Genomic DNA, 21863 nt, shown 5'->3' on the forward strand with positions numbered 1-21863 from the left:
GCGAACTATACGCAATAAAAAAGGCACAAATAAGCAACTTATTAATGCCCAAATCGCACCAATAAAATAACTAAAATAAATTCAAGCAGTTAGAAAACTCCATTAACAGGCCATATACAACCGGCATTTTGTCCTCATTGTAATTGTTAATAGGTCGCCCTTATCATTTAGTTATCACTTGAATCAAACAGACATTTGGCACCTATGAAAACGTCACTTAAAACACTTATTATCTCTTTTGTATTAGTAGTTTCACTTTTTGGCAAATTTGCTTTTGCTCAATCGAACCACGGTTATGCCGTTGATTTTCTCAAAGGCGAAGGTAACGTAAACGGCGTTAAGCTTGCGTATCAGTATCATGCACCTAGCATGCAAAATATAATTGGTGATGCACGCTTTTACTTTGAAACCAGCGTAAATATGTGGGAATACCGCCACGGCGATGAAACACAATCAAACCTAGTACTTGCTATGTCACCTGTGCTGCAATTTCCTGCCTTTAGTTTTAACAACACCCCATTTTATGTAGAAGCAGGGATTGGTGTATCACTGATTGATGAAACGCAGTTTGCCGGTAAAAACATAAGTACTCACTACCAGTTTGAAGACCGCATAGGCCTTGTTGCCGACTTTGGTCATACTAACGTTGCCCTTAGAGTTATTCACTATTCAAACGCAGGCTTTAAAGAGCCAAACCCAGGGCTTAACTTTTTAACGCTTTCGGTAGCTAGACGTTTTTAAGGTTATTGATTGTGTTTAAGGTTATTGATTGTTTTTAAAGTTATTGATTATGTTTTGAGTAATTTAATTGCTGTTATAGCGTAAAACGGTCACACTTAAACGTACTAAATATTAAGTGATACTGCGATGCAAACTTGGCATATTGTAATTATTGTCGCCGTTGTTTTTACTATTGTCATTGGTAATATTGCGCTGATTAAACTCTCTGCAAAAACGGAGTTTAAAAAGCCCAACGCCAATATTAAAAATACAACAGACACAAAAAAGCCCTGATTAATCAGGGCTTTTTTAATAATACCAATTCGCTTAATTATATTTTCGTTAATTTAGCCTACTAACCAATGCGCCATTAGCGCAATAACAGGTAAAGTAATTAGCGTTCGCAAAATAAATATAATAAACAACTCTAAAATATTTACCGGTATTTTACTGCCAAGTAAAAGTGCGCCCACCTCAGACATATAAATAAGCTGAGTTACACTCATTGCGGCAATAATAAAGCGCGTTACATCACTTTCAATTGTTCCTGCTGCTAATATTGACGGAATAAACATATCAGCAAAACCAACCATAATAGTTTGCGACGCTGCTGCCGCTTCGGGTACTTGTAATAACTCTAAAAATGGCACAAACGGCATACCTAAATACTGAAATATAGGCGTATGCTCAGCAATGATCAGTGCAAATGTACCTACCGCCATAACTACAGGCAATACACCAAACACCATATCAAGCGCGTTATGTAAGCCCTCTTTTATAGTACCTTTAACACCCGTTGAGTTATCTGCTTTAGCTAATGCAACATCTAACGAATGACCAAATAAGGTTTTATGACCCGGAATTGTTTCAGCGTCTCTATCTGGCTCAGTGCCATCAATCAGTAAGTCTTTTTTAAAGCGCAGTGGAGGTAATCGCGGCACAATAATAGCGGCAACAATACCGGCTAAACATACCGTTGCGTAAAACGGTGCAAATAGGTATTCAAGTTTAACTTGCCCAAGCACCACTAAACTAAACGTAATTGAAACCGCTGAAAACGTAGTACCAATAATAGCCGCTTCGCGTTGTGTATAGTGCTTTTGATCGTACTGCCTTGCAGTCATCAAAATACCCACACTACCATCACCTAACCACGATGCAGTACAGTCAACCGCGCTTCTACCAGGTACACCAAATACAGGGCGCATTACTTTAGTCATTAACGTACCAGCAAGCTCTAGTAGACCAAAGTTAATTAATAGCGGCAGTAATAAGCCCGCTAAAATAAATACCGAAAACAACACCGGCAATAAGTCATTTAATACCAGCGCGCCAGTATTGGCCGAGGTAATCATCTCGCTGCCTAGGCTTAAGTACGTCATTAAACCAAACGCCATACCAAATAAGCGCACCACCAGCCATGTCCAGCTCACATCAAATAAATGCTTTAACAAAGATGAGTTACATATAGCGGCGGGTTTAAACACTTTAGTAATTACAGAAATAACCCCTGTAATACAAATAATGAGAGTAATAATTGCTTGAGCAGAGCCAAGCATCATTGCTTGAACCGCTTTTGCCATAACGGCAATAGGAATGGTCATCCCTTGCGAGGTACTAATGGGTGTCATAAATAAAAACACACCAATTAACGAAGGAACCAAAAAAGTAAACCAAGTGCGCCACGTGTAGTGTGAACGATGAGGTAGCTGAGACATATTTATTAACCTATAAAAACCACAAAAAGAGCATAGCGCTCTTTTTGTGGTAAAACTTATTATTATTTAAATTTTAATGCCGCGCTGAATGAGTGCTGCTTCTAATGCTTGTTGTAAACCATTCATAGTACCTGGCTCAAGCGTTTCGCCTTTGTCATCCATCCACGTTAAGCTAGTACCGCCTTCTTTAGTTTTACTTACTAAAATTTGGTATTGGCCTTCATCAATAGGTAGTTGAGCTACATCATCACCCCAAATTGAATCCCAAACACTTGTTTCTGGTTTAGTGTAATCAGCAGTAATTAAGCCCGTATCTGGGTTAATTTCAACAATAGTGAACGACAAGCGCTCTAAAAATCCAGAGAAACGGTCAAAAACAGCTTCGTAAGATTGCTCAGTTACAAGTGCTGCATTACCTTTGTTATCAAAGCCCATTTCAAGAGAAATAATACCTTGGCGTTTACGCATATCAACTTCAAGTTGACGGTAACGGTAATCAAACTCGCTCACTACTTGGTTAAGCGCACGTACTTCTAACTGCTGTTTTAACAAATCAGTTAGCGTATGGTCGCCTTTAAAATCAATCAGCTCTACACGTAAAGACGCAGTACGCTGATGTGACTTTTCTTCAATAGTGAATCTAAATTTTTCTAAGTCATCGTTAACTTCATCGCCCCACCACCAAAAACTTTCTTCCGTTTTGATAATTGAGTACCAATCAGTTTCAATAGTACCTAGTAGCTTGTCTTCTTTAGTGGTTGCTGCATTGTTATCAGCGAGGACTGATTGAATCGTGTCCCAAAGAAATTCATCTAAATCAGCAATGCCATCGTTTTTATCAAAATAAATACGCGCTTGTTTATCTGTCTCTTCTACCCAACTGCCTTTAGCAATTGTTAATACTTGTGCCGGTGGGCGGTAATTTGTAGCTTCAGGATTGTTGTCGTATTGACCTACATCCATTTTATAAACTGGGTCTTGAGCTGGTTGAGATAACGACGTTGGTGCTTTTACAGGCTCATGCGTACGATAGTTACGCTCATTATGTGCTTGATTAGTAAATACACTACATCCTGATAAACTTACCAATACACTTACTGCAAGTGCTTTTGGGATCCAATACTGCACAGATATTTCTCCTTAGCATACCCTTTAATTGTTTTAACAAATATATGAGTGGGTAATGCCGATTTGGTTCAGTGTAAAATCAATATTAACTTTACATTTATTATTTGGCTGCCTAAATGCAATAAAGTTCAGCACTTCAACTTAGCAATAAAACTAAGCGCAAATAAGCAAATTTTAGCTATGGTACTTTCCCGTGCCAGTAAAAACAAGAAACACCGTACTTTAAAAGCGCTTAATTAGCGTGTGCTGTAGTTTAGAGCCCTTTTTGTGTTAAACTTCGCCGCCGTGCAACTTCTCGTGTGTATTTTTGGTGTTGCCAACTCGGTTGATATAATCCAAGTAACAAGGTATTTGAACTCATGACTGCATTTTCAAATCATCAAATTGTTTTAACAGCGATTGGCGAAGACAGACCCGGTATTGTAAGTGAACTAACCCAACTCGTTAGCGATTGCCACTGCAACATTATTGACAGCCGTATTGCTATTTTAGGCTGCGAATTTACCTTCATAATGCTACTAAGCGGCGACATGTCTGCAATAAGCCGCATTGAGCACGTACTGCCAACCAAAGCCATGGAACTTGGCCTACTTACCATGATGAAGCGCACAGCGAGTCATACTCCTAGCGAATTTTGTGCAGGTTACACACTAGAATACACTGGCATAGACACCCCAGGCACATTGAGCAAAGTAACGCGCTTTTTTGCCGACAATAATATTAGTATTTGCTCACTTAAGTCAGACACTTATTCTCAAGAAGACAACATTAAAATGCGTTGTGAACTTGAATTCAACATACCTGTTGATGTAGATATAGATCAATTTAAAATTAGTTTTGAGAGCCTTTCTCATACGCTAAACGTAGATTATATTTTTAAACGAATTCGTTAAGGATGCTAAACATGAACACAATTAGTCCATTACAAGCAGGCGATACTGCACCCGCTTTTAGCCTACAAAACCAAAACGACGAAACAGTAACATTAAGTGAGCTGTTAAAAGAGCAACAAGTGCTTGTGTACTTTTACCCTAAAGCGTCAACGCCGGGCTGTACTGTACAAGCCGAAAACCTACGCGATGAGCAAGCACAGCTTGCTAAATTTAACACCCGCGTTGTAGGTATTAGCCCAGATCCAATTAAGCGTCTTAAAAACTTTGAAACTAAAAAAGAGCTTAATTTTGACCTATTAGCCGATGAAGACCACGCCATTGCTGAAGCATTTGGTGTATGGGGCTACAAAAAATTTATGGGTAAAGAGTACGATGGTATTCACCGCTTGACGTTTTTAGTAGGCCAAGACGGTAAAATTAAACACCTATTTGATAAGTTTAAAACTAAAGATCACCACCAAGTGGTTTTGGACTATCTTGCAGCAGAATAAGTTAGCTGCAGAGTAAGTTAGTGGTTGAGTAAATTAGCTACCCGCTATTAGACAAATACAGAAAAGCGTTGCTCAAGGGCAACGCTTTTTTTATGCTAATTATTAAGTATTTTGGTTAAGTGAAAGCATGATCGAGGGATAAATAAGCAGTCAATAATTTTGATGACTGGAGTCAAGCTTTGACCCCCTTTGGTTTCCTAATTTGACTACGCACCAGGTAAAATAACGCCAACAGGGTTGATGTTATACTTGTAGGCGCGGCTTTATGCCGCGTTTTTGGGGTTATAAAAAATCAAACTAAACGTCAACCTTAATTAAAGAATTTAGGATGGGTGTCACGTTAATTTTCTTAGATTGGCGCTCAAACCCGTTTTATATCGGTAGTTTCGTTTTTACTATTGCGCTTATAATCTCTGTAATTAATTACGCCTGCCCTGCCTGCAAGAAAAACCAAGTAATGCGCTCTATTTCTAGTTATAAGCTTCCCACTAACGATTGTTATAATTGCGGGAAAGAAATTGATGAGAAAAGTAATTAAGTAGACGGAGTTATTACTGGAGAGTCTAGTACGTGGGGTTATTCACAAAGTCACTTGGTATATATTAAGTTGTTGTAGTGTATTATCAACCGATACAAAGTTTGGAATTGTACTAACTAAACTCGCACCTAATTTTAAAGCAATTTTAATACTAGCTTCATTTTGTTCTAAGCATCTAAACTCAATGACTTTAGCGCCTGTGTTTTTAAGTATGCTTGGCAATCTTGCGATTACTTGACTGATAATACCGTTGCCTTGTGCATCACTACTTAACCAGTAACCAAGTTCCGCTATATTCAAATCAGGACAAATAGACTTAACTGCAAAAACACCACTCAGATTATCTTTATAATAAATTTTAAACCACCGCGAGCCATTTAGCCCGCTGTTTACTCTGTCGAGTATGTACTTTTTAGCTGATTCAATATTGTTTACCCCTTCTACCCAAGGCAAAAATGCACCTAAACTTGCCCGACTTAAATTAACAGTCTTCAAAATATCCGCAGCATCGCTTTCCACTAAAGGAGCTAATTTAATGTGTTCTGCAATTTGAATATGCAAGTGTTCTTCCTTGTGAGTATTGATTTTATAGTTGTAAGTTTAAAGCTAAAGATCACTATTAAGTAGCCCCAAACTTATTTAAGGACTGAATAGCCTTTGAGCTATTAAAAAGGTACAGACAAGTATTGCTCTAGGGCAACGTTTTTTTATGTTACTTATTCAAACTTTGATTGAGTAAAAGCGTGTTCGAGGGATAACTAGGCAGTCGATAGTTTTGATGTATGAAGTCAAGATTTGACCCCTTTGGTTTCGCTTTGGTTTCCTAATTTGACTACGCACCAGGTAAAATAACGCCTACAGGGTTGATGTTATACTTGTAGGCGCGGCTTTATGCCGCGTTTTTTGGGTTATAAAAATCAAACTAAACGTCAACCTTAATTAAAGAATTTAGGATGGGTGTCACGTTAATTTTTGTATTTCCATAATCTAGGGTTGAAGAGTCAATTTTATTATTTCAGCAGTTAGCTATAGTTGATAAACTTTTTGACCATTTTGAGGTTTTCTATTTGTTGGTCAATAGTGGTTAATTCTGTAGGTGATGAGATAAAATCTAAAATTGTATTGAATTTTTCACATTTAAATGGATTTAAAATTAAAAATCTCAATATGTTTTCGATATAAAAACATAAGTTATAGTTCTTTATCTCAACATTTAAAGGCTTCACTCCAGCATGTACATGTACATTCCTCGTTTTCCTAAGTGATGTTAGTACCTCTGTTGCGTAGGCTCTATTTGCATAGAAAAAAGAAATTCTTTTTATCAATAATTTTGTATCATCAGTTTTAATGAGTACTTCTACTACTGACCAGAGCTTCATAAACCTAAACTCTTGGTCACTATGATCTAGAGCATTAATGTAATTAACTAAAGATTTACTTAAATGCTCAGCAAATTGGCTATTTCTAATTTTGTCCAACCAAAGTGTAATATTTGACTCTGTACGTTTATGATCTTTTACTCGAGTTGATTGTTTACAATAAAAATCAGGTTCATACCATATAAAGTCACAAGCCTTTGCACCACTTACATTATGAAGAGAATGCATTTGGCCTAAAGATATAGCGCTATCACTGGAATATTTTAATTTAGGCGCTTGTTCTAAGATTTGTATTCTTTTTTTGAAACTCATTTGCAAAAGGCTTCTGATAATATCTAGTGCTGCAATACTTTTTTTAAAAGCGGTCATCTCGTCATGAGCTTGAGTTGATACAGTGACATATAAATAATTAGGTTGCTCTGACATATCTATTTCTGCATGCTCTTCAATTAATTGAGAGCGAGAAAATTTATACTTTTTTGGTATTTCTCTGTAAAAATTTATAACGCAATTATTTATTTTTCGGCGCTTCAATTTAAACTCTTTATCCAAACTAATTGAAGTCAATAAAACGTAGTCTTTTTTTATAGATAAACTTTCATCACAAATTTTTTTGAATTTTTTTAAAATATCGTTGTGCTTTTCCAATCTATTATTTTCATAAGTAGATATAACGGCTTTTTTGAAATTCTCATAAAGTATATTTATATCTAGTTCATATTTATGCTCTACATAACTAAAAAGAGCATCTACTATAAATTCAAAATCGCCTTTGTAGCTTACTAAACCACAGTTAGAAATGTTCAAACTATCCTTTAATGAGCTGATTAAAGCCCTAATTTTATTTTCATCCCAGTTCATATTTAAATATATGCCTTAAAGTCTCTAACTGTTAATGGGTAACATAATGATATAAGAGATCGGCTATTGTACATAAAGCTTCTATAGTATTTAATAATTTTCTATAAAATATTAAATACAGGTGAAATCTGTAACCTAACCTCTAACATAAATTTCAGAGGCATAACTTACCTATATAGTGTGTAATTTTAAAGCCAAAGGGGTCAAATATTGGCTTCACACATCATGATTAATTAATTTTCTGTTTCTAACCATTTAACAATAATATTGCCCATCCTAATCCTCTTCGCGAGTAACGATAAAAAATGGGCTTTTAGTTCAAAGTTAGCTTAGCATTAGCGTTGCTTGTTTAATTAAGATGTCTGCCCTGCTAAATTATGGAAGTCAGTGCAATACCAAGATCTTAATAAGAATTATAAATTTCGGATATAACACAAATTAGCTATTTATACGCGTCAAAACTTAAATACGTTACTGTATCGGATGGCGCTTCGCTTATCCGACCTACGTTTTCAAATATATAATATGGGTTATTGGGGGCGTGGGTATTGGAGGTTTGTTGGGTTTCGCTACGCTCTACCCAACCTACGTTGTTTGTCTTAAAAACCAGAGGGGTCAGATTTTGACTTCATACTTTGACTGCCTAGAAAGAACTATAGCCGTTCCACCAGTCCCTAATAAGACTCACCTACTACGTATTGTTGACAGTTTTTTAAACCATTTCATACATTCGCGCTTGAAGTTTTATTAACTTCAAGCGCTTTAATTAATATGAACTCATAGGTTAGACATTAAGAGTGAATTGGATTCAGGCCGCATTTTAATCGTCCTTTTTCTTTATCTCTTTTTGGGTTCGCTCTTCGTGCATATTTTGACAAAAAACTGATAGTTTTTTGCCATGCTTTATTCAGTGTCGATATCACGCCTTGTGTTATCGACTCCATTAATTGATAAAACCAACCTTGGGTGTTTTTTGCTACCATAAATGTTGATAGCTCAATACCGGCAAGTTGTTGAACACTCATGCCTATTCGCCTCTTTACTAACAACGTCAATAAACTTGCCCACACCAAGCCTTCCATCATGCTCGCTTTTCTGGTGTTAAATTTCTGAAGGTTGCAATAAGACTTCCATTCTTTAAACAGTAACTCTATTTGCCATCTGAGACTGTAGAGCTTTATTACCGCTTCAGCGCTAAATTTTTCTCGATTTAAGTTCGTTGCCCAATAAGTAGGCTCACTTTTTCCTTTAGGCCAGCTCGCAATCAATCGATAATTCGTTTTACCTTCCACATCCATATCGACAATAACACTACGACGAATATGCTTTTTAACGTCCTTTTGCTTCTTCTGTGAAAACCGTTTTAACGCGTTACCGTGACGATTAAAAGCAGCTACTACGGTTGGATTAACCGTGGTTTTAGCCCTGACAACATAAAAGCCTCCTGCTGTATCAATTGATTCAAGATACGATAACTTAAAATAACCTCTATCCGCTAAAAACAAGGTGTCGACTAACGATTTAGCATCAGGTAAAAAATCATATTCAGCTTGGCTATCAGGACTCACTGAGATTTCTTCGGGATAACCTTGAAGCACATCCCAACTCACATGAACCTCTATTGCCGCAGGACTTATTTTAGTAAAGCGACCTTTAAAGGTATCTTTTAAACTATCGTGCACTGCGAACGAACTTCCACCTTGCATTACTATGCGTTTAAAGTCAGAAAGAGTGGCGTCTGTACCGAGTATTTGTTGCTGCCATTCATTTAACGCCACATCGACCAGTGATTTCATCAATAGGCTGAATTCAGGCTTACTCAGTTGATTGTGAAACGGTTTATATTGAACATCAGTTTCCGTCAACTTCACAAAATAGCGATGTAAATCTGTCACGGTGTTTACCGATTTATCGCCTAGAGCCGTTATTAACGACATGACTAATTCGAAAGGTTTTATTATTCGTTTACGGCTACAAAAACGGCTTGTTTTACCTATTTCGTTAATATTAAAATCGTTAAGCACTTTCGTTATTTTGTTTAACTCAGTATTATGTTTATTCATGCTCTGCTTTTGGGATAGATAGTGGTTTGGCGATTACTATCAGATCAAATTCAGAGCATGTTTTCAAGTTTTATTCCTTAAGATCCAACCTATGAGTCGTTATTAACTAAAATTCTTAATCGAATATTTTTATATTTTGCTCGCACTTCTTTAATTTTATTATTTATCATCAAATTCCACGTTAAAACATTATGGCTATATAAACCCATAATGTTTTGCATTTATGGCCATTTTCTTCGTTGCTGCTTTCTTTATAATAAAATTATCAAAGTAAAACAAATCGAGAAATAATATGAAAGCTATTGGATATCAAAATAACTTACCCATTGAAAACGAACTATCGTTACAAGATATTGAACTTGAGCAACCTGTTGCACAGGGACACGATATTTTAGTAGAAGTAAAAGCGGTATCAGTTAATCCTGCTGATTATAAAGTACGCTCAAGTATGCCTGTACCAGATGGCGAATGGAAAGTTATTGGTTGGGATGCTGCAGGTGTAGTTAAATCTGTAGGTGATAATGTTACGTTGTTTCAGCCGGGTGATAAGGTTTTTTATGCTGGAGATATAACACGTTCAGGTAGTAATGCTGAAATGCAATTGGTTGATGAACGTATTGTAGGGAAAATGCCTGAGTCTCTGTCTTATGGTGAAGCCGCAGCGCTTCCGCTTACTTCATTAACTGCTTGGGAGATGCTTTTTGACCGATTAGAAGTGTCAAAACAAGATAAAGAAAAAAGCATATTGGTTATTGGTGCTGCCGGTGGTGTTGGATCTATTATGGTACAACTGCTTAAAAAGCTCACTAATTTAACCATTATCGCATCCGCTTCTCGACCAGAAACAACAGATTGGTTAAAAGAGCTTGGTGCTGATCATGTGGTGAATCACAGAAATAAGTTAAGTGAAGAATTTTCAGAGCAAGATCTAGGTAATGTTGATTATGTTGTAGGTTTAAACCATACCGGATCGCATTTGGTAGAAATTGAAAAAGTACTTAAACCTCAAAGTAAATTCGGTTTAATTGATGATACTAAAACACTTGATATTGCAGCGTTTCAAACAAAAGCTATTTCGGTTCATTGGGAGTTAATGTTTACTCGGTCACTTTTTAAAACACCTGATATGCAATCTCAACATGACATCCTTAATGAAATTGCAACTTTAATTGATAAAGGTTTACTTAGAACTACGGTCGGTGAGAACTTAGGTCAAATTAATGCGGAAAACTTACGTAAAGCACATCAATTTTTAGAAACTGGAAAAGCGAAAGGTAAAATTGTTTTAGAAGGCTTCTAAACAACACTTATTACTACCTATTATTTTAATAATAACGACAACTATAGAGATTTGAATATGAATAACGATATCACTTATTATGCTAAAAAAAGACAATCAGTTAAAGCTTACGATTCAAGTAAAAAAATATCAGCAGAAAATATTGAAAAGATTAAAGAGTTATTACGTTACAGCCCATCAAGTGTTAATGCACAACCTTGGCACTTTGTAATAGCTTCTACTGAAGAAGGTAAAAATAGAATCGCTAAAGCAACTGATGTGCTTTATCCATTCAATAGTAATTCTATTCGCGAGGCATCTCATGTTGTTGTATTTGCGAGCAGATTAGATACTCCAGAAGAATACTTACAAAGCCTTTTAGCTCAAGAAGAAAAAGACGGGCGTTTTGATGCTGACCCTGAAGTGTTTAAAGCAAAAATGGACGGTGGACGTAAAATGTTTATTAATGTTCATAAAGAAAAATTTAACGATGTTCCTCATTGGTTGGCCAAGCAGGTTTATTTGAACTTAGGACATTTCTTATTGGGTGTCTCAGCGTTAGGTATTGATTCTACGCCAATGGAAGGGGTCGACCTTGATACCTTAGATAAAGAATTTGGTCTACGTGAAAAAGGTTTTTCTAGCATATGTGTTGTACCACTGGGTTACAGTGATGCTGAAAACGACTTTAATGCATTACTACCAAAATCACGTTTACCTTACTCAGATATATTAACGGAAGTTTAGACTTAACATCGCTTTATCAGAAAGCTCATAAAGTATTATTACGACAAAAACTAATAGGATTTTTTAGATGATTACTCAAATAGTAAAGTTTGATATTAAGTTGGAAAAAATTGAAGAATTTAAAGAGGCACTTCTTAATGACCAACGTGGTTCAAAAAATGATGATGGATGCCTTGAGTTGCGTTTATTTCAAGACAAAAAACAACCCAATATTATTTTTGCATATGAACGCTTTAAAAATAATGAAGCATTAACACATCATTTATCTCAACCTTATACTAAAACGTTATTAAATTTACTTGAAACATCTGCTCAATCTGCGCCGTTAGTCATGGAGTTAAACGATACTACGCCAAGTCCTTTACATGAAAACAACCCAAAGAGTGCTAATGAAGAAGATGATACCTTTATTATTTTCTTCATTTTTAAGATAAAGCCAGGTTACCGTGAAAAAATATTAAATCAATTTAAAATACATGTACCCAGCACTAGAGCACAAGAAGCAGGTAATATTATTTTCGATTTGTATACCGTTGAAGGGCAAGATGATACGTTTGCTGTTTATGAACATTGGCGTAAAGAGTCAGATGTTTGGGATATTCACTTCAATCAACCTTATGCAGTAGAGACTGGAAAACTGATGAATGAAGCTGTTGTGGGTGAATTAGAGCAATACATGAATTTTGTAACTGAATTTTAATCATTTCTAACCGTTTGTTAAATAATTTTATTACTAGGCATAAATTTGTAAAGTTGATTCTATGAAAATATATTTTTTGACTGTTTTGTTATTAAGTTTATGTAAGGTTACTAGTGTATACGCCTATGCTGAATCGTTAGTTGAGACTCAACCTATCTCAGAACGATTTACAGAAGGTATTAAACGGTTAAATGAAATAAACGGTGAAGGCTCAGGTGAAAAAATAGTTAATGCACTGAAAGATGTTTCACCTGACCTTGCAAAGTATGCAATAGAATATGGCTTTGGAGACTTACTTAGTCGTAAGATATTGGCAGTAAAAACCAAAGAAATGATCATAATTGCTAATTTAGCGGCTTTAGGAAATGCCCAGCCTCAGCTTAAAGCACACATTAATGCAGCATTAAATGTAGGGGTTACTCAAGAAGAAATAGCCGAAATAATGATATTAACAAGTGCTTATGCAGGTTTTCCTGCGGCAATAAACGGCACTTTAGCATTGAAAGAAGTGCTAATTCAGCGTGTAAAATAACTCATTTCAATCAAGGAGATTTTATAATGAAAATGATACATAAATTAACTATTTTACTTTGTTTAGTCTTGATGTCTGTTTATACATTTGCTGATGAACTGAAATCGCCAACACGTACTCTTGATGGAACTTCTATTACATACAACTACACTAGCGGTTGATCATATAACGTAAAATTCGAAAAATCAGGTGTCAGTTATCGTTTTTTAACAGGATCAAAACCCAATACATGGTGGGGACCATTTCCTTACACTGCATTTGAAGTTGAAAAAAACACCTTCCTTGTTGCTTGGTTTGAAGAGGAATACGGTGATTATTTTACCTTACATGTAAATTTCAATACTAATTTATTGTATGGTAGTGCTATTTTACAAGGCGAAACAGTACATTTTCATGGTGCTACAATTGTAAAAGCCGCAAGATAACCTTCAGAGTATTGATATAACACTCGAGGAGGCTCATATTCAACTTAACGAACATGTTAATTTAAGTTTTGAAAAGAAAGACTTAAACGAACAAAAATATTTATTGTAATACTTTCCTATTTATTAAGATTATACAGCTTTTTATAATTTGGTACGTGACTCTCCCAAAATGGAGGCTCGCCAATATTAGTTTGTAATATGTCAATAAATTCAGTAATTAATGGTGTTTGGTTTCTATGTGGGTAAACAGCGTAAATGCCAGTATCCATCATAGATATTTTATGATCGGTTAATAAAGGTACTAATTTTGATACATTTATTGGTTGTTCCAAATTAAATAAATCAAGCATGGTATAGCCAATTCCGTCTTTAACAGCGCCCATCATCGATTTAACATCACTGACTTTATAATTTCCTTTCATTCTATAAATGTTAAATTTATCACTAGTAGGTGATTCACTTAGCTGCATTTGATCTAATGTTACATCACCGTTACTGTATATAACTGCTGGTAATGCGATAAGTTCTTCTGGCGTTTTCGGCTGTCCATGTACCTTAACGAACTCTTCAGAAGCAAGAATGACGAAATTTGTTTTTGCTATTTTTTTTGCAATAAGGTTTGATTCGGCAAGCTTTCCAATTCGAAAAGCTAAATCAAAATGGTCGGCAATAATGTCACTTTTTTTATCGTCTAATGAAAGTGTTATTTTTATATCCGGAAATTTTTTTAGGTAACAGGAAATAGCAGGCTGTAAATACATTTGGCCAAAGGCGATTGAAGAAGTGATTCTAATATGACCTTTAGGTGTTTTATGATATGAATCAGCAATATTTTTAATTTGATCTAATGTTCCAATCAATGATTGTGCCTGTATAAGTATTTCCTCTCCTGCTGGTGTTAAAGAAAATGAACGAGTAGAACGATTTAATAATTGAATACCTAAACTGGTTTCAAGTTTTTTAATTTGTTTTGATAAAGATGAATTATCCATATCGTGAAGTGCAGCAGCTTTGGCAAAAGAACCCTGCTGAACAACATCAAGAAATAATGATAATTGAGATTTTTGATAGACATATAGCTCTTATTCTCCAACCCAAATAGTAAATGATATAATAACTGAAGTAACTCTTTTTTAAAGAGATTTTAATGCCCGCTTGAGAGTGATTTATTATTCGGTTCACTTATTAATTGAATCTGAAGGGCTACAAAGCCTAAAAATAGATATTGATAGGCGCCATAAATAAGCGGTTCGACTAAATCAAGATATTAATTAAGTTCGTTCAGCTACCGGTTGAACAACATTATGACAATGATTCATTTATGTACGAGCAACTTTAGCATCCTCTTGCCATTGTTCAGCCAAAAAATCGATAAATGCTCTGACAACAGGTCGCTGGTAGCTTCTTGACAAATATACAGCCCAAAGTGCCATTGTAGGTAAAGATATGTCAGGTAATAAATGTATTAACTCACCTTTTTCTAGCGAAGGATTTGCTAAGTCACAGGGAAGATATGCAAGACCGACACCATTAATGGCTGCTTTTATCAAAACACCGAGGTCATTTGCTTGAATACTGCCAGTTACAGGGATTGAGTGATATTTTTTATCTTCAATAAATGTCCAACTATTTTGAGATAAATGTACCAAACAATTATGCTCACTTAACTGTTTTGGGTGGTTTATTTTATCATGATTTTTGAGGTACCTTGCTGAGCCACATAATACACTTTCAATACTCATTAACCGACGAGCAATGAGGTTTTCATCGGGTTGGTCGGTATACCGCAAAGCAACATCTATGTGTTCTTCAACTAACAATGCATTTTTGTCCGACATTACTAATTTAATACTAACTTTTGGGTGTAAAGCGGTAAACATGGCAACCACCTCGTAAAGCAGGTTTTGTCCGAGCCCTATGGGCGTAGCAATACGGATATCACCAATAAGCTCTTCATTATGGCTACGGGCTAAGCTTTCCAAACCAGATACCTCACTTAAAATGCGTTCACAATGTTGCATAATATCTCGACCTGGCGAGGTTAAACTAACACTACGCGTTGTACGATGTAGTAAACGAATATTGAGCCAGTCTTCTAGCTCCTTAACATGCCGTGTTACTTTTACACGACTCAAGTCTAATTGCTCTGCTGCATCAGTAAAACTACCGGTACTTGCCACTTCAACAAAACTGCGTAGTGCTTCAAACTTATCCATAAAAAACCTTTATTTCAATATCTGTAATAATCATGTGCTTAAATGCGTATTTATTACAGTAATAGATTTATTCATAATAACGACATCTTAAATAAATGAAACAAACTTTGGAGAATACAATGAAAATAGCAATTATTGGTGCAACAGGTTGGATTGGCTCTACATTAATGAATGAAGCCTTAAACAGAGATCATAAAGTTATAGCAATTAGTCGTGGCGCAAAGAATATCGAAAAACAAGGTGTTACCACACACCCTCTTGATTTACTTACTGATGGAAGTATTAAAGACGCTGTTGCCGATGCTGACATCGTTATTGCGGCTATTGGTGGTCGAGCAAAAAGTAATCATGAAATAGTTTCGAGTACGGCACAGCGTTTATTGAAAGAGCTACCAAAATCGGATGTTAAGCGTCTAATTTGGGTGGGTGGTGCCGGAAGTTTAGAGGTAGCTCCAGGTGTTAAACTCGTTAGCGTTCCAGACTTTCCTGCTGAATATAAAGACGAAGCGATTGCTCAGGGTCAGGCATTAGACGTTTTTCGCAATAGTGATAGTACACTAGATTGGTTATTTGTAAGTCCTGCGGCTGAAATTTTCCCCGGTGAACGTACAGGTATTTATCGTGTAGGTGGAGAGCAATTACTGAGTGATGACCAAGGTAATAGTAAAATTTCTGTTGAAGATTATGCAGTGGCATTGATCGATGAGGCTGAAAAGTCACAGCATCATAATAAGCGCATTGGTGTCGCTTATTAATAGCTGAAAAAATAATCCTTGCAGTGACCTAATAAGAACAGATCACTGTAAGGATTAATACTATTTAGAACATACCATTTTCGTGAGCCATTTTAGATGGAATCGCCTGAATGCTGTCCCAGTGCTCAACTATCAGCCCATTATCAACACGGAAAAGATCGTAAAAGGCCGTTGGTTGGCCGCCAAAATCGCCTTCACTTTGAGTGAACACGAAGTTGCCTTCGGCAACCACGTTATGAATTTTTGTGTACCCAAAAGACGTTTTATTCTCAGCAAGACTCCCCATAAAATCAAGTAAACCTTTAGTGCCATCTGCAATCCCTGGATTATGCTGATGGTAAACCTCTCCTATATATTGACTAAGTTTATCACCTTTACCGTTCACCAATACATCGGTTACGAATTGTATGACTATTTTTTTGTTTTCTTTCGTTTTATCAATATCCTTAATCATTGTAGGGCCGTCTACCATACTGCGACCACTTACCGTTTTAACCGGCATTTCTTGAATCCCGTCCCAATGTTCCGCGATTAAGCCGTTTTCAATACGAAATAAATCAAATACAGCTAGTTTGCTGCCTAAAACAACCTCACTGTGAACCAATACGAGATTACCTTCTCGAAGTACACGTTTAGGGTGGTAACTGAGCGGCGTATCTAGTGTTTTTAGATAGCCAACAAAACCTAGTAGCCCTGTTAGCTTATCGTGTGCTCCTGGATTATGTTGAATATAACCCTCGGCTACATTCTCTTTAATAAAAGAGATATCACCCTGTACTAAGCCTTTATTTAGTAACTCTAAAGACTGCTCTTTTACTGTATCTTGGGCAATGGCCAATGGTGAGCCAAGTGTGATAACAGCAGTCACTATTAGACTTAAGGTAAATTTAATTGATTTTTTCATGTGTTAATCCTGTAATAATTTTAATGTCTACTTTTAGCAAGTAGACTTGATTTATTGAACCTATTCTTACTGCATCATCTTGCATATTAATGCAGCATATTTAGTTAATTACATTTGCGCTAAGCGATGAAATAAATGCGTATCGATAGCAATAGCTAACATTATTTACTGTCTTTTGTTCCTCCTGAACCTGATCCTGAAGGAGGTTTGATCATCTTCATTTTTTTCGTTCGGAATTCTTCAACATTAGGCAGAGCCAAATTGATTCGATCAAACTCCTGTACTTCAAATTCCATTTCATCAAAGCGAATATCTTCAAGATGACCGCCGACTGTGTTATCGCCATTTTGAAAATGAAAATGTAAACCAGGAATACTAATCGTGCCTAAGTAGTCAGGCGTGTAAATACCGACCAACGTCCCTTTGGTCTGCTCTAGGTTATACATTTGACGACTGCCTAAATATTTAAAAAAATCGACATCTTCATCTTCAACGCCGTGAGCCGATGCTAAGCGAGCAAGCTCAAAAGTGCCCTTTGCCTTGAATACATAAAAACTATTAACCGACTCAATTTCAGCCGAAATAACATCAGACAGCGCTTTAAATGAGGTAATGCCCTTAACCGTAATTGAATGTGTGGGTTCAAATTTTACCATCGACATATATGGCGCTTGTAAATTATCAGGTGCTACTGTTGATGTACCATCAGCGGCAATACTGTAAACCACACCATCAATAGCCGTTAACTCGCCATTGAGATGGTTACTCACACCCACGCCGATATCGCCTAGGGTTTTCATTTCTTTTGCTGTGATATTACCTTCGTAAATGGTATTCATTAACGTAATAGGTAAACCGTATTGCTCGATTGCTTTGCCTTTATTGAGAGTGCTGTGAGTATGTGTATGTGAATCCGTTTTCGATTCCCCTGCGATTGTATTACTTGAAATACCTAAAATGGCAGTTACGCTTATTAGCGCTAGAATTTTTTTTGTATGTTCATAGTGTTCCTATTTGTAGTTAATGCCAGAATATTGTGGTTATTAATCAATGATGTGCAGTTCTCAAACTACAGTCAGCCCATGACACCGGCATGCCGATGTCATGGCCAACTTACCAATTTAAGGGTTTACTTCTCTTAACTCATGTAGATATTCAGGAATAGGCCGTTCAAGAGATTCCGTCAGAACCTTCCCTGTTTCGATAGAAAGCGGATCTGTAGTGGAGAACGCACGTGCCACCTCAGCTGATTTCCACCATTCGATGACGACTAGCTGGTTTGGGGTATCAAGTACAGTGAAGGCATTAAAGGAAATGCTTCCCTCATGTTCTCGGACATTAGGAATTTGCTTTTTATATTGCTCTATAACACGATCGAATTGATCTGGTTTTATATCAAAAATCGCCACCACATAAAGCTCGCTTGGGTCAACTTTTCGCTCATCGGCTGCTCGCACTTCTTCTACAACAGCAGGGCCAAATACAAATGCAACTGGAGCGGCCGACAAGGCCGTGCCTGCAACCTCGATCAAAGCAAGTTCATAGGGTTGCTTTCGGTGATACTCAACGGCACTAAAGTCTTTGAATCGCTCTTGCCCGAAAACCAAGCCTGGATTATTTACGTCTTCAAACATACGAATTCCAAGGGCTCCTGGCTCATTTACGGTGCCCTTAACAACATCCAACATAGCGGCCTTAAATTTAGCACGCCCTTCTTCTTGCATCTGAAATCTGCCTACCATCTGAATCCTAGTATTTTCCTCTTTATCACTATTCGTTTTGCTATTAATAGCTTGCGCATCTGCATTTATCGTTTCGACCTGATTAACGAAAAACTCCAACTGCTTTAAATCACCAATCGCTTGAGTCATCATTTCATCTGTTTTCTTGGTGTAATCTTGCTCACGATGAAATGCGCCCGCCGCATCATTCTGCCATTGCTGCTGCAGTACAATGGTATTTTCACTGCCTTTTAAACGGTAAAAATCGAAACGGATATTACCTTCTTCCTGACGTGTCAATTTGGTGTGTATACGCAGTTGTTCTAATAATGCATCGCGATGTGTTTCCTTAACATCGAAGATAAAGAACAATAGAACATCGTCCTCCTCGACATTGTAGACTTCCACATCCTGAGTTAGTAACGGCGCCTGATTAATCAGAAACAGCGTTTTAGGCGCTTCAACTAACGCCGATTCAACACGCTCAGCGATACCTCGGTCTTCAACATTTTCTGAATGAGATTCCAATGATGCTGCCCCCGCATTACGACCAAAAACAAAAAAGTTACCCGTGGTGTTTTTGTCTTGAAATAGTTTCATTTCCAACGTGCCACCTTCTTTACGGACAACGTCTTGATTACCAAGCATCTCTTTTTTGTACAGCTCAATTTTCTCTGGTTTGATTTTAAACGTGGATAAAATTGTGATTTCATCGTTTTTGGGCTTTTTATCATAAACGACAGACATGCCTGTTCCTTTTTCTAAGGTCAGTCGCATTTTGTTGTCCGTTACATCAATCTGAATACAATCAGAACCAAGGTCCATTGTGCCTAATATGCTAGTTCTGCAGAAATATTCACCTTTCCAGTCCCAAGTTCCCGTTAGTTGCACCCCCGCAAATAGACCTTTGATAATACCGTCATGCGTTGCTATAGACATCCCATCCGCATCGCCGTAGTAATTGTCAGCACCTTTTTCTAAGTACTCATTTTTGGTGGTAACTCTGTCCCATGGAACCGCTGAATAAGCAGTTAACTTATTGTTAAACAAGTACGGTGCATAAATCGTTTCACCGTCGGTATTTATATCTGCAACGCCTTTATCAGTGGCATCAATTAAAAAGCTTTGGTTATTATCAAAGGTTAGAATTTGGCCTGTTGGGTTACTGCTCGCCATTAACACGCCATTAAATTCAATAACACCATCATAGCCGCCTTTTTTCGCTGAAGATGGAATTGCCGTTAGGGCTTTAGTCGCCATATCTATTTTATATAAGGTGCCTAAATCGTCTGCCCCCCACTTTTGACGCATTAATCCCTTACCGTTTTTAACGGCGTAGTTCGCTACAATTAAGGTGTTACCTTGTACCAAGATACCGTTAGGATAAGGGATCTTAGGAGATTCAAACCAAAGTGATAGTTTATTGTTTTTTAGACGATAAACTTTACCACCTGGCACGTCTGATATGTAAACGTCGCCTGTTTTCTGGTCAATGGATACATCATTTAGTGATAAGGCATCGTCAGCAGTAAAGCTTTGCGTAATTTTTCCGGTTGTTAAATCAATAGCATGTAACTGTTTTACATCAGCTACATACAATTTATTTTGATATAAATCTGACCCCGTAGGCGCCATGAATCCCGTTGCCCATTTTAGATTATCAATTGTTCCATCTTTGGCCACACGGCTAATAAAGCCGGGATTGGCTCCATTAACATTAGATACATACAGCCATGGATGTTCAGATGAAGCAAATACTGATTCAGGCATTTTAAACCCTGAAGTTTCCCATTTTTTTGTTAAAGAAAAGTCATTGCTTTGCACGGTTGGCATATCATCTACAAGCAAGTTTATTGAATCACAGCCTGTTAATATCTGACTACATAGCAACGTTATTATCAAAAACGCTATTATTCTTTTCATTTTTACTTCCTAATCATTTATTTCAACCTGTTGATTATTAACTGTATAACTACTTACGGCTCCAGCTTATCTACAATAAATGTATTTATATTTGCTGTGGAATCTAAACGGATCGCTTTTGCTGCAGCATAACCAGGGTCGTTATTCCATGCTTGTGCGGCTTCACGGCTTGGGAATTGAATAATCACTTTAATCGCAGTTTCAGAACCTTGTAATCTAAGAACATCATTAGTTGCAACGATAATTTCACCACCATGAGTAGCTACAGTACTCCCTGTTATATGGTTTGAACCTGGATTATATTGAGCATATTGCACAGGGTCAGCAATATCGTAAGTAGCAATAAAATAAGCAGTCATCTTTCAATTCCTTAACTATATTGAAAATTTAGATATCCCCTCTAATGACAGGCACTAATTGAATTATTCGGGTTGGTGTTATTAAAGTTCAGTCTGAAGTTAGTCTATTACTTCACGAATTAAGGACTATTACGTCAATAGATATATAGTAGATTTTTTATTAACAAAGAGAAATAGTTTAACCATCCAATCATTATGGAAAAATACTTCCTTAATGATTAAATTATTTTCAAGTAAAGTCGGTAGGATGATGAACGATAAAGCCGCTAAATGGAAAGCTATATTCTTATGAGAGTGAGATGATATTTCACTGATAGTGAAATAAAAACATTCAATTTATATCAGCCTACAGCCAATATAAATATTTGTATTGGTCAAGTTAAACTGTAGAGGTTTATAGCTTAAAATAAGAAAAAATCTAAAATATCAAAATGACTATAAAGAAAAAATTACAGTCAGTCCTGCGCAGAAGATTGAATATGCGACAATCAAAAATTAAACTAATATAAGA

Annotated in this window: 20 protein-coding genes and 1 pseudogene; 9 read left to right on the forward strand and 12 right to left on the reverse strand. The window is 36.6% G+C overall.

From position 1 onward, the window contains the following. Positions 1 to 204 precede the first annotated feature (204 nt). Together I6F45_RS12385 and I6F45_RS12390 are read left to right on the forward strand one after the other, a co-directional pair. The gene (locus tag I6F45_RS12385) at positions 205 to 741 is read left to right on the forward strand and encodes an acyloxyacyl hydrolase (protein WP_165728195.1); all 537 of its coding nucleotides are present in this window, start codon (positions 205 to 207) and stop codon (positions 739 to 741) included. Positions 742 to 867: 126 nt separating this feature from the next. Further along, positions 868 to 1014: a DUF2897 family protein gene (locus I6F45_RS12390; RefSeq protein WP_165728194.1), complete on the forward strand. Its 147-nt coding sequence runs from the start codon at positions 868 to 870 to the stop codon at positions 1012 to 1014. A 53-nt stretch (positions 1015 to 1067) separates the two neighbouring features. On the opposite strand, the gene I6F45_RS12395 is transcribed toward I6F45_RS12390, so the two are convergent. Further along, entirely contained in the window at positions 1068 to 2438 is a 1371-nt protein-coding gene (locus I6F45_RS12395) for a YjiH family protein (RefSeq protein ID WP_165728193.1), read from the reverse strand. A 66-nt stretch (positions 2439 to 2504) separates the two neighbouring features. After that, the gene (gene bamC, locus I6F45_RS12400) at positions 2505 to 3566 is read right to left on the reverse strand and encodes an outer membrane protein assembly factor BamC (RefSeq protein ID WP_165728192.1); all 1062 of its coding nucleotides are present in this window, start codon (positions 3564 to 3566) and stop codon (positions 2505 to 2507) included. A 359-nt stretch (positions 3567 to 3925) separates the two neighbouring features. Here bamC and I6F45_RS12405 point away from each other — a divergent pair, with 359 nt between their 5' ends. After that, positions 3926 to 4459 (forward strand): glycine cleavage system protein R, encoded by a 534-nt coding sequence (locus I6F45_RS12405; protein ID WP_007583906.1) that lies wholly within the window; start codon positions 3926 to 3928, stop codon positions 4457 to 4459. Between the two features lie 11 nt (positions 4460 to 4470). After that, positions 4471 to 4950: a thioredoxin-dependent thiol peroxidase gene (gene bcp, locus I6F45_RS12410; protein ID WP_002963124.1), complete on the forward strand. Its 480-nt coding sequence runs from the start codon at positions 4471 to 4473 to the stop codon at positions 4948 to 4950. 580 nt (positions 4951 to 5530) lie between these two features. Here the strand turns inward: bcp and I6F45_RS12415 are convergent. The 3 genes from I6F45_RS12415 to I6F45_RS12425 all read right to left on the reverse strand — a co-directional run bounded on the left by I6F45_RS12415 (position 5531) and on the right by I6F45_RS12425 (position 9791). Beyond that, complete coding sequence (locus I6F45_RS12415) at positions 5531 to 6049, reverse strand: GNAT family N-acetyltransferase (RefSeq protein WP_165741693.1); 519 nt, start codon at positions 6047 to 6049, stop codon at positions 5531 to 5533. 461 nt (positions 6050 to 6510) lie between these two features. Next, positions 6511 to 7728, reverse strand: a complete 1218-nt coding sequence (locus I6F45_RS12420) for a hypothetical protein (RefSeq protein ID WP_197160645.1) — start codon at positions 7726 to 7728, stop codon at positions 6511 to 6513. Positions 7729 to 8519: 791 nt separating this feature from the next. Next, complete coding sequence (locus I6F45_RS12425; RefSeq protein ID WP_197160647.1) at positions 8520 to 9791, reverse strand: IS4 family transposase; 1272 nt, start codon at positions 9789 to 9791, stop codon at positions 8520 to 8522. A 292-nt stretch (positions 9792 to 10083) separates the two neighbouring features. Here I6F45_RS12425 and I6F45_RS12430 point away from each other — a divergent pair, with 292 nt between their 5' ends. From I6F45_RS12430 to I6F45_RS12445, 4 genes are all read left to right on the forward strand, one after another. After that, on the forward strand, positions 10084 to 11091 hold the full coding sequence (locus I6F45_RS12430; protein ID WP_165740084.1) for a zinc-binding alcohol dehydrogenase family protein: 1008 nt from the start codon (positions 10084 to 10086) through the stop codon (positions 11089 to 11091). Positions 11092 to 11148: 57 nt separating this feature from the next. Then, positions 11149 to 11817, forward strand: a complete 669-nt coding sequence (gene nfsB / locus I6F45_RS12435; protein ID WP_197160649.1) for an oxygen-insensitive NAD(P)H nitroreductase — start codon at positions 11149 to 11151, stop codon at positions 11815 to 11817. Between the two features lie 67 nt (positions 11818 to 11884). Next, positions 11885 to 12517, forward strand: coding sequence for a putative quinol monooxygenase (locus I6F45_RS12440; protein WP_197160651.1), 633 nt, complete (start codon positions 11885 to 11887; stop codon positions 12515 to 12517). 61 nt (positions 12518 to 12578) lie between these two features. Then, on the forward strand, positions 12579 to 13049 hold the full coding sequence (locus I6F45_RS12445; protein WP_197160653.1) for a carboxymuconolactone decarboxylase family protein: 471 nt from the start codon (positions 12579 to 12581) through the stop codon (positions 13047 to 13049). 541 nt (positions 13050 to 13590) lie between these two features. On the opposite strand, the gene I6F45_RS12450 is transcribed toward I6F45_RS12445, so the two are convergent. From I6F45_RS12450 to I6F45_RS12455, 3 genes and pseudogenes are all read right to left on the reverse strand, one after another. Beyond that, a complete protein-coding gene (locus tag I6F45_RS12450; protein WP_269435521.1) occupies positions 13591 to 14334 on the reverse strand; it encodes a substrate binding domain-containing protein in 744 nt (247 codons plus the stop codon). 36 nt (positions 14335 to 14370) lie between these two features. After that, positions 14371 to 14520 (reverse strand): annotated as a pseudogene (locus tag I6F45_RS21540) (LysR family transcriptional regulator); the annotation flags it as partial. 273 nt (positions 14521 to 14793) lie between these two features. Further along, a complete protein-coding gene (locus I6F45_RS12455) occupies positions 14794 to 15690 on the reverse strand; it encodes a LysR family transcriptional regulator (RefSeq protein WP_197160655.1) in 897 nt (298 codons plus the stop codon). 119 nt (positions 15691 to 15809) lie between these two features. Here I6F45_RS12455 and I6F45_RS12460 point away from each other — a divergent pair, with 119 nt between their 5' ends. After that, positions 15810 to 16445 (forward strand): NAD(P)-dependent oxidoreductase, encoded by a 636-nt coding sequence (locus I6F45_RS12460; protein WP_197160657.1) that lies wholly within the window; start codon positions 15810 to 15812, stop codon positions 16443 to 16445. A 64-nt stretch (positions 16446 to 16509) separates the two neighbouring features. On the opposite strand, the gene I6F45_RS12465 is transcribed toward I6F45_RS12460, so the two are convergent. The 4 genes from I6F45_RS12465 to I6F45_RS12480 all read right to left on the reverse strand — a co-directional run bounded on the left by I6F45_RS12465 (position 16510) and on the right by I6F45_RS12480 (position 21352). Further along, entirely contained in the window at positions 16510 to 17349 is an 840-nt protein-coding gene (locus tag I6F45_RS12465) for a nuclear transport factor 2 family protein (protein WP_165740070.1), read from the reverse strand. Between the two features lie 161 nt (positions 17350 to 17510). Continuing rightward, the gene (locus I6F45_RS12470) at positions 17511 to 18335 is read right to left on the reverse strand and encodes an acetolactate decarboxylase (protein WP_331460652.1); all 825 of its coding nucleotides are present in this window, start codon (positions 18333 to 18335) and stop codon (positions 17511 to 17513) included. Between the two features lie 135 nt (positions 18336 to 18470). Further along, positions 18471 to 20993, reverse strand: coding sequence for an antibiotic biosynthesis monooxygenase (locus I6F45_RS12475; protein WP_197160661.1), 2523 nt, complete (start codon positions 20991 to 20993; stop codon positions 18471 to 18473). A gap of 53 nt (positions 20994 to 21046) precedes the next feature. Further along, positions 21047 to 21352: a DUF1330 domain-containing protein gene (locus I6F45_RS12480; protein WP_197160663.1), complete on the reverse strand. Its 306-nt coding sequence runs from the start codon at positions 21350 to 21352 to the stop codon at positions 21047 to 21049. Between the last annotated feature and the right edge of the window lie 511 nt (positions 21353 to 21863).

Source organism: Pseudoalteromonas sp. SWYJZ19 (genome assembly GCF_015864375.1).
Taxonomy (GTDB): Bacteria; Pseudomonadota; Gammaproteobacteria; order Enterobacterales; family Alteromonadaceae; genus Pseudoalteromonas; species Pseudoalteromonas arctica.

Bases quoted from the DNA above. Each gene is read 5' to 3' on its own strand.
- I6F45_RS12385 (WP_165728195.1), top strand. From the start codon at position 205: ATGAAAACGTCACTTAAAACACTTATTATCTCTTTTGTATTAGTAGTT.
- I6F45_RS12390 (WP_165728194.1), top strand. From the start codon at position 868: ATGCAAACTTGGCATATTGTAATTATTGTCGCCGTTGTTTTTACTATT.
- I6F45_RS12395 (WP_165728193.1), bottom strand. From the start codon at position 2,438: ATGTCTCAGCTACCTCATCGTTCACACTACACGTGGCGCACTTGGTTT.
- I6F45_RS12405 (WP_007583906.1), top strand. From the start codon at position 3,926: ATGACTGCATTTTCAAATCATCAAATTGTTTTAACAGCGATTGGCGAA.
- bcp (WP_002963124.1), top strand. From the start codon at position 4,471: ATGAACACAATTAGTCCATTACAAGCAGGCGATACTGCACCCGCTTTT.
- I6F45_RS12420 (WP_197160645.1), bottom strand. From the start codon at position 7,728: ATGAACTGGGATGAAAATAAAATTAGGGCTTTAATCAGCTCATTAAAG.
- I6F45_RS12425 (WP_197160647.1), bottom strand. From the start codon at position 9,791: ATGAATAAACATAATACTGAGTTAAACAAAATAACGAAAGTGCTTAAC.
- I6F45_RS12430 (WP_165740084.1), top strand. From the start codon at position 10,084: ATGAAAGCTATTGGATATCAAAATAACTTACCCATTGAAAACGAACTA.
- nfsB (WP_197160649.1), top strand. From the start codon at position 11,149: ATGAATAACGATATCACTTATTATGCTAAAAAAAGACAATCAGTTAAA.
- I6F45_RS12440 (WP_197160651.1), top strand. From the start codon at position 11,885: ATGATTACTCAAATAGTAAAGTTTGATATTAAGTTGGAAAAAATTGAA.
- I6F45_RS12445 (WP_197160653.1), top strand. From the start codon at position 12,579: ATGAAAATATATTTTTTGACTGTTTTGTTATTAAGTTTATGTAAGGTT.
- I6F45_RS12455 (WP_197160655.1), bottom strand. From the start codon at position 15,690: ATGGATAAGTTTGAAGCACTACGCAGTTTTGTTGAAGTGGCAAGTACC.
- I6F45_RS12460 (WP_197160657.1), top strand. From the start codon at position 15,810: ATGAAAATAGCAATTATTGGTGCAACAGGTTGGATTGGCTCTACATTA.
- I6F45_RS12465 (WP_165740070.1), bottom strand. From the start codon at position 17,349: ATGAAAAAATCAATTAAATTTACCTTAAGTCTAATAGTGACTGCTGTT.
- I6F45_RS12475 (WP_197160661.1), bottom strand. From the start codon at position 20,993: ATGAAAAGAATAATAGCGTTTTTGATAATAACGTTGCTATGTAGTCAG.
- I6F45_RS12480 (WP_197160663.1), bottom strand. From the start codon at position 21,352: ATGACTGCTTATTTTATTGCTACTTACGATATTGCTGACCCTGTGCAA.